This is a genomic window from Variovorax boronicumulans (genome assembly GCF_030812215.1).
In the GTDB taxonomy this organism is placed as follows: domain Bacteria; phylum Pseudomonadota; class Gammaproteobacteria; order Burkholderiales; family Burkholderiaceae_C; genus Variovorax; species Variovorax boronicumulans_C.
Map to the genome: position 1 here is coordinate 108005 of NZ_JAUSSG010000010.1, position 12829 is coordinate 120833.

Genomic DNA, 12829 nt, shown 5'->3' on the forward strand with positions numbered 1-12829 from the left:
CCCTGGATTGTGCGAAGCCCGGCAAGGATGACAAACGAATATCTACTTGTTTGGTTATGTCGCTTTCCGCATAACGGGGTGGGAATTGCAGGGTTCCCCATCCGCCCTGAGCAAAGGCTCACCCTCGATGCCCTGCAGGTGCTCGAACAGGAAGTCGATCAGCCGCCGCACCGCCGGCACCAGCGCGCGCCGCGGCGGGAACACCATGTGCGCAACGGCCTCCTCCGGCCCCCAGTCGCACAGCACCTTCACCAGCCTGCCCGCCTCGATGTCCGCCGCGCACATGTAGCCCGGCAGCATCGTGGCGCCGATGCCGGCGATAGCGGCGATCTGCAGCGTCGCGATGTCGTCCGCCACGTAGCGCGGCGTGTGCGAGTGGACGTAGACCTTGCCTTTGGGGCCTGTGAGGCGCCATTCGGCGCGGCCGTCGCCGTTGACCGACATCGCCATGGTGTCCAGCCGCGCCAGGTCGGCAGGCACCTCCACCGGCCCTTGCCGCTCCATCAGCGCCGGGCTGGCCACCAGCACCCCGCGGCCGGTGCCCAGGATCTTGGCCACCAGCGTGGCGCTTTCCTCGACCACGGGCCGCACGCGCAGCGCGATGTCGAAGCCCTCTTCGATCAGGTCCACCGGGCGGTTGATGACCCGCACGTCGACCCGCACCGCCGGGTAGCGCTCCATGAAAAGCGGCAACAACTGCGCCACCCCGCTGTACGCCATCGTGATCGGAACGCTCAGCCGCACCAGCCCGCTCGGCTCGTTCTGCACCTGTGCCACCGATTCGGCCGCGGCCTGCGCCGCATCGCGCATGGCGGCAGCGTGCCGCAGGTAGATCTCGCCCGCCGGCGTGAGCGACAGGCGCCGGGTGCTGCGCTGCATCAGCTGTACGCCCAGGCGCTCCTCCAGTTCCGCCACCCGGCGCGACAGCCGCGACTTGGGAATGCCGAGCGCCCGGCTGGCCGCGGCAAACCCGCCCCGCTCGGCCACTTCGGCGAAAAAAACCATGTCGTTGAGGTCTTGCATGGCCGGATTGTCCTGCAATCAGGACGATCTATGCAAATTTTGGCTACTTATCAATAACTCGACCCAAAAATAGAATTCTCCCAACGCCGGCCACTTTGAGCGCCGACACCATCCACACGAAAGTGATTGATATGAAGCTGCTCCACGTTGACTCCAGCATCCTCGGTGCCTACTCGACCTCCCGCCTGCTGACGGCGGAAACCGTCGCCGCCTGGAAGGCCGCGCACCCCGACACCACCGTTGAATACCTCGACCTCGCCGTCGACGCCCCGGGCCACTTCACCGCCGACGCCCTGGCCATCAAGACCGGCCCGCAGGCCGAGCCGACCGAAGCCCAGCAACGCGAGAACGCGCTGTCCGAAAAGCTGGTGAGCCAGTTCCTGGCAGCGGACGTGGTCGTCATCGGCGCCCCGCTCTACAACTTCTCGATCCCGACCCAGCTCAAGGCCTGGATCGATCGTCTCGGCCAGGTCGGCCGCACCTTCAAGTACACCGAGACCGGCCCGGTGGGCCTGGCCGGCGGCAAGACCGTGATCGTGGCGTCGAGCCGCGGCGGCGTCTACTCGACCAGCGACTGGGGCCAGGGTGCCGAGCACCAGGAGAGCTACCTGAAGGTGGTCTTCGGCTTCTTCGGCATCACCGACGTGCGCATCGTGCGTGCCGAGGGCGTGGCGATGGGTGACGAGCCCAAGGCCGCCGCGCTGACCGCTGCGCGTTCGGACATCCTGGTGGCGACGGCTGAAGCCGCGAACCAGAAGGATGTGGCCCAGGTGGCCTGAGCCAAAACTCGGCTCCAAAAAAAAGAAAGCCGCCCTCGGGCGGCTTTTTCATGGGCGCCTGTCGGCACCCCATGGGTTCGTCGTCGATCAGACAGCCGAATGGCTCTTGACCCACGCCACGTACTTGTCCATCCACCCCTGCAGGAACTTCTTCGAGCCTTCGTTGCCGATGTGGCCCTTGTCGTCGAACAGGTCGTCCTTGGTCTGCAGGAACACTTCCGGCGAGCCCAGCGTGGGCACGTCGAGGTACGCCAGGATGTTGCGCAGGTGCTGCTGCGCGAGCGCCGTGCCGATGGCGCCCACCGAGACGCCGAGCACGCCGGCCGGCTTGCCGCCCCAGACGCTCTGGCCGTAGGGGCGCGAGGCGTGGTCGATGGCGTTCTTCAGCACGCCGGGGATCGAGCGGTTGTATTCGGGCGTGACGAACAGCAGGCCCTGCGCGGCGGCGATTTCACTCTTCAGGCGCTTCACTGCAGGCGCCTGGTTGCCGTCGTCGTCCTGGTTGTAGAGCGGCAGGTCGTCGATGCGCACGTGTTCGAAGGTGAAGTCCGAGGGCGCGAGATGGGCCAGCGCGAGCGCGAGCTTCTGGTTGAACGAATCCTTGCGAAGGCTGCCGACAACGACGGCGATCCGGGTCTGGGCCATGGGTAAAACTCCTTGGTGTGAATGAGATGTCTGGAGGGAAGGTCCGAAAGACGAACGCGATTATGCGAATAGCCCATGACCTTTTCCGGAAAAGCTCTTGTGCCGTCGCGCGCCCTGAAAGATGCTGGAGGCCATGACCCAGCCCTCTTCTTCCTCCTCCACCCACTACGACGTCATCGTCGTCGGCCTCGGCGCCCTCGGCGCGGCCACGCTCTACCAACTGTCGCAACGCGGTGCCCGCGTGCTGGGCATCGACCAATTCGCGCCGCCGCACGACCAGGGCTCCTCGCACGGCGATTCGCGCATCACGCGTCTGGCCGTCGGCGAAGGCGACGAGTACGTGCCCTTTGTGCAGCGCTCGCACGCCATCTGGCGCGAGCTCGAAGCGCGCACCGGCACGCCGCTGATGACCACCACCGGCGGCCTTGTCCTAGCCCCGCGCGACCGCGTGGCCGAGCACCACGGCAAGTCGGATTTCGTGCGCCGCACCATCGCGTGCGCCGAGCGCTTCGGCATCGCGCACGAGGTGCTCGATGCGGCCGGCATCCGCGCGCGCTTTCCGCAGTTCCACCTGCAGGGCAACGAGATCGGCTACCACGAGCGCGATGCCGGCTTCGTGCGGCCCGAGGCCGCCATCGGCGCCCAGCTCGCGGTGGCCCGGGCTTCGGGTGCGCAGACGCGCACCGGCGAGCGCGTGCAGTCGGTCGAGCCGGTGGCCAACGGGGACACGGTTCGCGTGCGCACCGATTCGGCCAGCTTCACGGCCGACCGCGTCGTGGTTGCGGCAGGCGCGTGGCTGCCCGAATTCCTCGGCCGGCAGGCCCGCACCGACTGGCAGGCGAACTTTTCGGTGCATCGGCAGGTGATGCACTGGTTCGACACCGGCAGCGCATCGGCCGACTTCTCGCCCGGCCGCTTTCCCATCTTCATCTGGATGTTCGGCGACGGGCAGGAAGACTACATGTACGGCTTTCCTTCCTCCGACCCCGCACAGCCCGCGCTCAAGGTCGCGACCGAACAGTACGTGGCGGCCACCACGCCCGACACCATCGACCGCACCGTGAGCCCCGAGGAAACCGCCGCGATGTACCGCGACCGTGTCGCCGGCCGCTTCCCGCAGATCGGCGGTCGCGCCCTCAAGGCGCGCGCCTGCATGTACACCGTGACGCCCGACCGCCGCTTCGTCATCGACGCGCTCGACGGCCTGCCGCACGTGCTGATCGCCTCGGCCTGCTCGGGCCACGGCTTCAAGCATTCGGCCGGCCTCGGCGAAGCCATTGCCGACCAGGTGCTCGGCCGAGCGATGTCCCACGGCCTCGACCTGCGCCCCTTTGCCCGCCGGCGGCTGCTGGAGGAGAAGGAAACTGCCTAGAGCAGCCCGGCGCGAACGCGGGCATCATCGCTGCCGATCCTTTTGATTTCTGGAGCGATGCGCGATGAGATTCCTGGTGGTGGGTGCCGGTGCACTCGGTGGTTATTTCGGCGGCCGTTTGCTGGAAGCTGGGCGCGACGTGACCTTTCTTCTTCGTCCGCGCCGGGCTGCGCAGCTCGCGAAAACCGGGCTCGTGGTGCAGAGCCCTTTCGGCAACCTCGAACTCCCCGCACCGAAGCACGTGCTGGCCGAGAGCATCGACGCCCCCTATGACGTGGTCGTCGTCGGCAGCAAGGCCTACGACCTCGACTCGACGATGGATTCGTTCGCGCCCGCGGTCGGCCCCAACACCGTGATCCTCCCGCTCCTCAATGGCATGAAGCACATCGACCGGCTGGTCGAACGCTTCGGCGACGAGCGCGTGCTCGGCGGCCTTTGCATGATCTCGGCCACGCTGGACGACGAAGGCCGCGTGCTGCACCTGAACGACATGCACGGCCTGAGCTACGGCGAGCGCGCCGGTGGACGCTCGGCGCGCGTCGATGCCATCGCGGCCCAGTTCGCCGGCGCGAAATTCGACGCCGCCGCGAGCGAGACCATCGCGCAGGACATGTGGGAGAAGTGGGTCTTCATCGCCTCGGCGGCGGGCCTCACGAGCCTGATGCGCGCCTCCATCGGCGATATCGTCGCGGCCGGCGGCCAGGACGTGGCGCTCTCGATCTTCGACGAATGCTGCGCCATCGCCGCGCACAACGGCTTCGCGCCGCGCCCCGCAGCCATCCAGCGCGGCCGCGCGGTGGTGACGACGGCCGGCTCGCCGATGACGGCATCGATGTACAAGGACATGGTCCGCGGCGCGGCGGTCGAGGCCGACCACATCGTGGGCGATCTCCTCAGCCGCGCGCCCAGGAGCGGTTCGCCCGTGCCCACGGTGCTGCGCACCGCGTACGTCCACCTCAAGGCCTACGAGGCCCGCCGCGCCCGCGAAGCCGGCTGAACCCGACATCAACATGGCCGACGCGCTCGCCTTCCTCCACACGGCAAAGTCGCATGTGCAGACCTTCGGGCGCCTGGTCCACGAGATGGCGCCCGAACTGGAAGTGCGCCATCTGGTGATGGAAGAGCTGCTGGACGATGCCCGCGTCGTGGGCGTCGACAACGCGGCGCTGGTCAGGCGCGTGCAGGAAGCCATGCGCGAGGCGGCATCGGACGGCGCCGCGGTCGTCGTGTGCACCTGCTCGACCATCGGCGGCATCGCGGAAAAAACCGCCACCGGCGGCGCCTTCTCGGCCCTGCGCATCGACCGCGCCATGGCCGACCGCGCGGTGCGCACCGGCCCGCGCGTGCTGATCGTCGCGGCCGTCGCAAGCACGCTGGAACCGACGACGGCGCTGATCCTCTCGGCGGCGACGCAGGCCGGCGTTGGCACGCGGCCGAGCGCGCTGCTCGTCGAAGAGGCGTGGGCGCATTTCCAGGCCGGCGACACCGGACGCTACGTGGAGACGCTGGCCACGGCGATCCGCGGCGCGGTCAGCAGGGCCGATGTGGTCGTGCTGGCGCAGGCCTCGATGGCGCCGGTGACGCCGCTGCTCGCCGACCTCGGGATCGACGTGCTCAGCAGCCCGGGGCTGGGCGTTGCGCATGCGGTGGCGACGCTGCGGGCGTCGGGGACGGCGTGGACCGCCGGGGCATGAGCATGCGGCCGGAGCCGCAACGCTGAGCCGATTTTCGGCCTTGGCGCGAGATGCCAACAAGGTCGAATATCTATTCACATAGATATTCATCGGGGAGGAAATCCCCAATGAGGGCCGCAGGGATTTGGATTTATCTATTCACTTTGCTATTCAGATCCCTGCGAACTACTCCGACTTGAGGATCGTCTCCCCCTTCAGCATCCCCATGTCCCGCGTGTTGAAGCGATGCCGCTTCCACCCCGCCCAGGTGCGGCGGAAGTTCGCGATCGAGATGCCGTAGTACAGCACCTTGAACATCCGCAGCGCGCCCCACATCGGCGTGCCCTTGTAGATGTCGCCGGCCAGCAGCGACATCAGCGCTTCCTTCACCCGGAACGGATTGCCCGGGTACATGAACATGTCGCGGATGGTCGGGTTGGTCACGCGGTAGATGAACCACGAATACTCGCGCGGGCCCTTGCGCATCATGGCCTCGAAGCCTTTGCGCGCAGCGGCCAGTTCGGCCGGCTGGTCCAGCGCGGTGGCCACGAGTTCGGCGCCGTCGAAGGCGCTGTGCATCGCCAGGTACACGCCTGACGAAAACATCGGGTCGATGAAGGTGAAGGCGTCGCCCAGCAAGAGGTAGCGGTCGCCCGTCGCGTGCGTGCTCGAGTACGAGAAGTTGCCGGTGGCGTGCACCGCGTCGTCCACCAGCGTGGCGTTTTTCAGCCGGTCCGCGAGCACGGGGCACAGCGCGATGGTGTCGTAGAAGAAATCCTTCAGCGGCTTGTCGCGCGTCTTCAGGTAATACGGCCAGCAGACCGCACCCACGCTGGTGGTGCCGTCAGCCAGCGGAATGAACCAGAACCAGCCGTGCGGAAACCAGCAGATGCTGATGTTGCCTTCCTTCTTGCCTTCGAGCCGCTCGGCGTTGGTGAAGTGGCCGAAGACGGCGGTGCTGTTGTGGTCGGGGTTCTTTTCCTTGCAGCGGAATTTGTTGGCCAGCAGCGTGTCGCGGCCGGTGGCATCGACCACGAAGCGGGCGCGCCAGCTGCGCTTCGCGCCATCGTCCATCTCGGCCTTGACGGTGGCTCCGTCGGCATCGAACGCCACGTCGCGCACCTTGCAGCCTTCGATGGCCTCCGCGCCGCGCGTGGCGGCGTTGCGGAACAGCAGTTCGTCGAGCTCCGAGCGGCGCACCTGCCAGGCGGAGTCGAGCGACTTGTCCCAGCCCTCGGCAAATTCGACATAGCTGCGGTGCTCATGCTCCGGCGAGACGAACTCGATGCCGAACTTGGGCATGCCGATTTTCTCGACCTGGTCGCGCACGCCGAGCCTCTCGAAGAGCTCGACGTTCGCCGGCAGCAGCGATTCGCCGATGTGAAAGCGCGGGTGGTGTGCCTTCTCCAGCAGCACCACCTTGCGGCCTTGCTGCGCCAGCAGCGCCGCAACGGTCGATCCGGCGGGGCCGCCGCCGATCACGAGCACGTCGCAGGACGCTTCGTTGACATGCGGGCTGGCAAGGGAGGCTTCGGTCGAAGACATTCAGGCGGTACAACGTTGATTGATGACGATGTACAGCATAACGCTCCTCGTCGAGCGCCCCCTCCGGCCGGCTTTACTTCAGCGCCATCGCGAACACGTGCAGCAGTCCGCCGTTGTCGGTCTGGAACGGCAAGGTCACGCTCCTGACCTTGCGCCGCCGGTCGAGCGCTGCATCCCAGTAATAGACATAGGCCTTGGTGGCGTCGACCTTCCCATCCTTGCCGACGCGATGGTCCGTGGTCAGTGCCACCTTGTTGTAGCTGCCGACCGGGGTGCCTCCGCCACCCAAAGTCCATTCATCGAAGCGCAGGTCGAAGCGCTCGGAAGTGCCGTCGTCGTAGGTCACGGTCAACTTGCCGGTCGGTGCCGCTGCGGCGCCTGTGGCACTGCCGAGCAGTGCCAGCGTCCCTGCGGCCTGCGGTGCGGCAAAAGTGATGGTCTGCCCTTGCGTGACCATGTTGTCGAGGCCCGCCTTGCCATCGGGCCATTGGAAATCCATGCCGTTGAAAGACACCGTGCCACCCGCCGCTGCGCCGGCCGTGGCCAAGGCTTGCGCGGAATAGCTCCAGCCCCCCATGTCGAAGGTGTAGCCCTCCAGACCACGCTCGGTGGGCGTGCCGTCGGTGCCGATGCCGCGGTTGTTCAGCGCTGCGCCGAGACTGTCGAAGCCATCGAGCCCGAAGGACGGCATGCGCGGGGCGGAATCTTTTCCCCACTGCGATTCGGTGGTTCCCAGCACGAAGTCCAGCTTCGAGTCCTGTCCGAGGTCCTTCAGCGACACCCAGGGCGTATCGATGGCCTGGCCATTCAGCTTCAAGCTCTGGATGTAGGGTGCGTGGGTGCCGGCGCCGGTCGCGTTGAGCGAGAGCTTCTTCGTGCCATCGGCCCAGCGGATGACCACCTGGTCGAACATCGGGCTGCCGATGGTCAGGCCGCCGACCGATTGCACCGCCGGGTACAGCCCCATGGCAGCCCACGCGTACCACGACGACACCGCGCCCAGGTCGTCATTGCCCGGCAGGCCGCCCGGCTCATCGAAGAACACGGTGTTGACCACGTCGCGCGTTACTTTCTGCGTGCGCCAGGGCGCGCCGGCCCAGTTGTAGAGCCACGGCGTGTTGAAGCTCGGTTCGTTGCCGGCGTAGTAGTTCGGCAGATGCGTTCCAGCGTTGAGTTTCTGAAAGAACTTGTCCAGCCGCTTGACGACTTCGCCGTTGCCGCCAGCCAGATGGAACAAGGCGCGCGTGTCGTAGGCCGCCATCCAGGTGTACTGCTCGGGGTTGCCTTCCACCATGTCGTCGCCTCCCGCGACGGAATCCAGCGCCTTCCAGCTGCCGTCGCGCCAGCGCGGCAGAACCGTCCTGGCGCCGGTGTTGAACTGGTTCTTCCAGTTGGCCGAGCGACCAAGGAACATCTGGTGGTTCGTCGTATCGCCCAGCGCCTTCGCGAGTTGAGCGGTCGCAAAGTCGGCCACGGCAAATTCGAATGTCAGCGCGCCGGCCCAATGGCCGTTGTCCATCGCCGAGTAGCCCTGCACGAGGTAATCGTTCATGCGCTCCTTGCCATCGCGCAATCCGCCGCCGTTGCACGTCAGGTCGGTCTTGCTGCCGACCAGCGTCATGTAGCCGAGCGCCTTTTTGGCATCGAAGTTCGTGGCGCCGAATGCATAGGCACTCCCGACGCTCGGCACGCCGGAATCGCCCGGCATGATCGCGCCATCGGTCGAGGCCGTGCCCCAGCGCGGTATGCCGCCGCACTGGTCGGCATCGACGACCAGCGACTGCATCATGTCCCCCGTCTCTTTGGGGAACAGCATGCCGGTCATCGGAATCAGGCTGCGGTAGGTGTCCCAGCTCGAGAAGTTGATGTAGTGGGTGCGGCCGGCTTCCACCTGGTGCACCTGCCTGTCGAAGCCCCTGTATTCGCCCGTCACGTCGTTGTTGATGTTGGGAGACAGCAGCGAGTGGTAGAGCGCGGTGTAGAACTTGCGCTTCTCGGCTTCCGTGCCCCCGCGCGTCTGGACGACGTTGAGCCGGTCGTTCCAGGCTTGCGATGCGGCCTTGCGCACGCCATCGAAATCCCAGCCCGGGTTTTCCTGTTCGAGGTTCTTGCGTGCGTTCTCCCTGCTCACATAGGACAAGCCGATCTTCATCAGCACGGCCGGCCTGGCACTGGCATCGAAACTGACAACGGCCTTTCCGCTGGTCTTGGTGTCGGCCGTGATATCGCGGTCGAACTTGGCGTAGAAGTACACGTCGTGCATGTCGAAGCTGTTGTTCTGCCAGGCGCAGAAGCGCACGGCGCGCGTGGATCCCCACAAGGCATCCTTGCCCACGGCCTCGATGACGCCTGTGGTCCGCGCCTGCTGGTTGGAACGGGTGGCGTCGATCACCAGGAATGGCGTCTTCCTGTCGGCCGCGAGCGCCGACTGGGCCGGAAAGGTGAAGCGGCCCGCACCGGTCCGGGTGGTCGTGGTCAGCTCCGTGGTGATGCCGTCGTTGAGCGTGACCTTGTAGTAGCCCGGCGAAGCTTCCTCGTTCTTGTGGTCGAAGTTTTCGGGCGATCTGGGGCCCACCGTGGCCGGGTCGAACGTCGGCATGATCGGAAACTCGCCCCCGTTGCCGCTGCAACCGGAACCGCTCATCTGCGTGAGCGGGAAGCCGACGATGGTCTTCTCCTTGTAGATGTAGCCCACTGGCTTGTCCGAGCCGCCGGCGCTGGGCGTCATCGGGGTCCACTGCACCATGCCGAAAGGCGTGGTCGCGCCCGGGAAAGTGCCGCCGCGCGCACCCGAAGGCACGGGATCGTCGGCGGGCACCACGGAATCCGCCGTGCCGACGAAGGGATTCACGTAGCCGGTCAACACCTGCTTGACGAAGACCTCATCGCCCCCGCCGAAGGGGGGCGGCGTCGTTCCGGTATCGACCGGTGGCACCGCGGGCGTGCCTGTATCGCCACCTCCGCCTCCCTGGAATGCGGGCAGCGAGAACACGGTTCCGCCACCACCGCCGCCGCCACAACCGGCGAGCAGCGAAGTTGCGCTCAGGGCAATGCCGAGCGCCCTCACCCATTGGTTCTTCATGACCGTGTCTCCCTGACCGTTGATGGAAGAAGGCGCGAGAGCCGCGCCCGTGCCGCTCGACCTGGCGACGATGCTCAGCCCGGCGATGCCAGCGAGGCGGTCGCCTTGGTGTAGTCCGCAGCAGGCCCCGAAGGCGGCGTCAGCGCCGCATCGGAGGCCCAGTCGGTGGGCGTCGGCGACAGCTTGTAGGTCAGCGTTCCACCGTCCTTGATCTTGTCCACCGGCAGCCACGAACCTGCGTAGGCGGTGCCGTTGAACTTCATCTCGCTGATGTAGCGCACGTCGTCGAGCAGCGCCTGCTGGTCGGCTTCGATGCGCAGCTTCTTGCCGTTGCCCAGCCACAGGGTCATGCCCGAGAACTGCGGTGTCGAGACGGCCAGGCCCGGTGCCGACGGAATCGCCGGGTAGAGCCCCATCGCCGCCCACACGAACCAGCCCGAGGTCGCCCCCATGTCGTCGTTGCCCGGCAGGCCGCCTGGCTCGAGGGAGAAGTTCTTCTTCAGGATGACCGGGATGATGTACTGCGCGTACTTCGCCGAGCCGAGCCAGTTGTAGGCCCATGGCGTCTGGAAGGCCGGCTCGTTGCCGATGTAGTAGCGGCTGGAGCGTTCGCCGCCGTTCAGGTCCTGCCCGGTGGGTTCGCGGCCGGTGAACGGGTTCTTGTCGTCCAGAACGAACAGCCGGCCGAGCCGCTTGAGGGCGCCGTCCTTGCCGCCGAGCTTGTCGGCGAGGCGGGTCCAGTCGTGGGCGAAGGTCCAGATGTAGTTCTCTTCGGTCGACTCATGGAAATCGCCCGCCCCGTCCCACGTGCCGTCGGCGGCTTTCGATGCCAGCGACTTGCTGGTGTCGTTGAAGATGTTCTGCCAGTTGCCGGCCCGGTTGAACACCTTGGCGATCACGCCCTGGTCTGCTGCTCGCGTATCGGGCAGCGCATCGAGGAAGGCGCCGACCGAGCGGTCCGTGGTGATCGCCTCGAGGGTCGTCGACGAGGGATGGTCATAGTTCCTGTCGGACGGAATCCAGCCGAGGCGGAGGTAGTCGGCACGGCTGTCGCCCGCCTTGCCGATCGCATAGATGTTGTTGCACCGGCTGTTGGCGTCACCCACCGACTGCAGCATGTATTTGCGCGCGTTCGCCAGATCGAATTTCTTCGCGCCGAACAGGTAGGAGCCGGCCACGACTGTCGGCGCATGGTCGCCATTCATCGGCACCGTGTCCTCGCTGCCGTCCACCCAGTGCGGAAAGGCGCCGCACTGCTGCGCGTCGGCCACCAGCGACTGCATCATCTCGCTGGCTTCGTCGGGTGCGATCAGCGCGAGCAGCTGGGCCTGGCTGCGGTAGGTGTCCCACATCGAAAAGCCCGAGTAGTGGGTCTTGTAGCCCGCGTCCTTGCCGTCGACCTTGAACTTGTAGCTGGCGACGTTCTCGATGGCGCGGTCGGGCAACACGCTGTTGGGCTGCGCGATGTCGACCTGCTTCATGCTGCGGTAGTCGCCGTTGACGTCGCTGTACACGGTCGGGCCGCTGTAGACGCGGTAGAGGGCCGTGTAGAACTTCTTCAGGTTCGCGAGGGCCGCGTCCTTCTTCTTCGCATCGAGCTTGTCGAGCTCGCCTTCCTTCGCGAGATCGAGCTGCACCACGTTCAGCCGGCTGTTCCAGTTCTTCCCGGCCGCGGCCTGCACCGTGGCGAACGACCCGTCCGCGTTCTCTGCTTCGAGGTTCTTCTGCGCGTTGGCCACGCTGACCGAGGAGATCCCCACCTTGACCTGCACCGCCAGGTCCGCATCGGCCAGATCGAACTGCAGGATCGCCGCCTTGCCCGCGATGGCGGAGCTGACCTTCAGCGGTTTGTCGAAGGTCGCGTAGTAATAGACGGGTTGCTTCCACGTGCCCCCGCAGAACTCGTTCGCGACCGCCTTGCCGGAGACCGACTTGCGGTCCGCGCTCAACACGATGTCGGTCAGCTCGGGATAGGGCACGCCGCCCGGGCTCTGGCTGGATCCCTGGTTGGGGTTGTTGCGGGCGGAATCGATGACGAGGTAGGCCTTGTCCTTGTCCGCATAGCTGATCTTCGCCATGCCGGTGCGCGTGGTCGCGGTCAGCTCGCTCGTGATGCCGTTGTCGAACTTCACCTTGTAGTAGCCGGGTGCGGCCGACTGGTTCGCCTTCGTGTAGCGCAGGCCGCCCGAAGGGATGCCACCGCTCGCGTTGTTCGGCAGGATGGCCACCGCGCCCTGCCCCCTGCAGCCGGGACCGTTGAGGTGGGTCATGCTGAAGTAGCGGATGCTGGTGTCGTCGTAGTAGTAGCCGCCGGAGCCATAGCCCCAGGGCTGTCCGCTGCCCCGCGTATCGGGGCCGAAGCTCACCATGCCGAAAGGTGCCTGCGCACCCGGGTTGACGTTGCCGGAATGGCCGCTGCCGGTGTCGGAAATCTTCGTTCCGACGAAGAGGTTCACATACGGTGTCAGCGCGATATCGACCCGCTGCTCCGGCGCGACTTCAGGCGGCGTCGTGCTGGTCGGCGTCGTGCCGGTCGGCGTCGTGCCGGTCGGCGTCGTTCCGGTCGGCGTCGTGCTCGTCGGTGTCACACCCGTTGTCGTATCGATTGCCGTCGGCGGTAACGTCGGCGTTGCGAAGCCCCCCGAGCTGCCACCGCCGCAACCCACCAACACGGACGCGACGGCCAATGCCGTCACGACGCCCTTGCTTG

At 66.4% G+C, this 12829-nt stretch carries 9 protein-coding genes; 4 read left to right on the forward strand and 5 right to left on the reverse strand.

The window, feature by feature from the left end; translation table 11 throughout:
* Window positions 1–54: 54 nt before the first annotated feature.
* Entirely contained in the window at window positions 55–1023 is a 969-nt protein-coding gene (locus tag J2W23_RS24645; protein ID WP_307650616.1) for a LysR family transcriptional regulator, read from the reverse strand.
* A gap of 131 nt (window positions 1024–1154) precedes the next feature.
* Between J2W23_RS24645 and J2W23_RS24650 the strand changes: the two genes are divergently transcribed.
* Window positions 1155–1802 carry an FMN-dependent NADH-azoreductase gene (locus tag J2W23_RS24650; RefSeq protein ID WP_176657224.1) on the forward strand — a complete coding sequence of 216 codons (648 nt, stop codon included), beginning with the start codon at window positions 1155–1157 and terminating at the stop codon, window positions 1800–1802.
* A gap of 87 nt (window positions 1803–1889) precedes the next feature.
* On the opposite strand, the gene J2W23_RS24655 is transcribed toward J2W23_RS24650, so the two are convergent.
* Entirely contained in the window at window positions 1890–2447 is a 558-nt protein-coding gene (locus J2W23_RS24655; RefSeq protein WP_307650617.1) for an NADPH-dependent FMN reductase, read from the reverse strand.
* 133 nt (window positions 2448–2580) lie between these two features.
* Here J2W23_RS24655 and solA point away from each other — a divergent pair, with 133 nt between their 5' ends.
* From solA to J2W23_RS24670, 3 genes are all read left to right on the forward strand, one after another.
* Window positions 2581–3819: an N-methyl-L-tryptophan oxidase gene (gene solA / locus J2W23_RS24660; protein ID WP_307650618.1), complete on the forward strand. Its 1239-nt coding sequence runs from the start codon at window positions 2581–2583 to the stop codon at window positions 3817–3819.
* A gap of 64 nt (window positions 3820–3883) precedes the next feature.
* Entirely contained in the window at window positions 3884–4816 is a 933-nt protein-coding gene (gene panE / locus J2W23_RS24665) for a 2-dehydropantoate 2-reductase (RefSeq protein ID WP_307650619.1), read from the forward strand.
* A 13-nt stretch (window positions 4817–4829) separates the two neighbouring features.
* On the forward strand, window positions 4830–5513 hold the full coding sequence (locus J2W23_RS24670) for an aspartate/glutamate racemase family protein (RefSeq protein WP_307650620.1): 684 nt from the start codon (window positions 4830–4832) through the stop codon (window positions 5511–5513).
* A gap of 165 nt (window positions 5514–5678) precedes the next feature.
* Here the strand turns inward: J2W23_RS24670 and J2W23_RS24675 are convergent, their stop codons facing one another.
* The 3 genes from J2W23_RS24675 to J2W23_RS24685 form a co-directional block, all read right to left on the reverse strand.
* Window positions 5679–7037, reverse strand: a complete 1359-nt coding sequence (locus tag J2W23_RS24675; protein WP_176657219.1) for an NAD(P)/FAD-dependent oxidoreductase — start codon at window positions 7035–7037, stop codon at window positions 5679–5681.
* A 73-nt stretch (window positions 7038–7110) separates the two neighbouring features.
* Window positions 7111–10119 carry a GH92 family glycosyl hydrolase gene (locus J2W23_RS24680; protein ID WP_307650621.1) on the reverse strand — a complete coding sequence of 1003 codons (3009 nt, stop codon included), beginning with the start codon at window positions 10117–10119 and terminating at the stop codon, window positions 7111–7113.
* A 74-nt stretch (window positions 10120–10193) separates the two neighbouring features.
* Complete coding sequence (locus tag J2W23_RS24685; protein WP_307650622.1) at window positions 10194–12707, reverse strand: GH92 family glycosyl hydrolase; 2514 nt, start codon at window positions 12705–12707, stop codon at window positions 10194–10196.
* Window positions 12708–12829: the final 122 nt, after the last annotated feature.

Excerpts from the sequence above, each read along its gene's own strand:
- J2W23_RS24645 (WP_307650616.1), bottom strand. The coding sequence starts at position 1,023 with ATGCAAGACCTCAACGACATGGTTTTTTTCGCCGAAGTGGCCGAGCGG.
- J2W23_RS24650 (WP_176657224.1), top strand. The coding sequence starts at position 1,155 with ATGAAGCTGCTCCACGTTGACTCCAGCATCCTCGGTGCCTACTCGACC.
- J2W23_RS24655 (WP_307650617.1), bottom strand. The coding sequence starts at position 2,447 with ATGGCCCAGACCCGGATCGCCGTCGTTGTCGGCAGCCTTCGCAAGGAT.
- solA (WP_307650618.1), top strand. The coding sequence starts at position 2,581 with ATGACCCAGCCCTCTTCTTCCTCCTCCACCCACTACGACGTCATCGTC.
- panE (WP_307650619.1), top strand. The coding sequence starts at position 3,884 with ATGAGATTCCTGGTGGTGGGTGCCGGTGCACTCGGTGGTTATTTCGGC.
- J2W23_RS24670 (WP_307650620.1), top strand. The coding sequence starts at position 4,830 with ATGGCCGACGCGCTCGCCTTCCTCCACACGGCAAAGTCGCATGTGCAG.
- J2W23_RS24675 (WP_176657219.1), bottom strand. The coding sequence starts at position 7,037 with ATGTCTTCGACCGAAGCCTCCCTTGCCAGCCCGCATGTCAACGAAGCG.
- J2W23_RS24680 (WP_307650621.1), bottom strand. The coding sequence starts at position 10,119 with ATGAAGAACCAATGGGTGAGGGCGCTCGGCATTGCCCTGAGCGCAACT.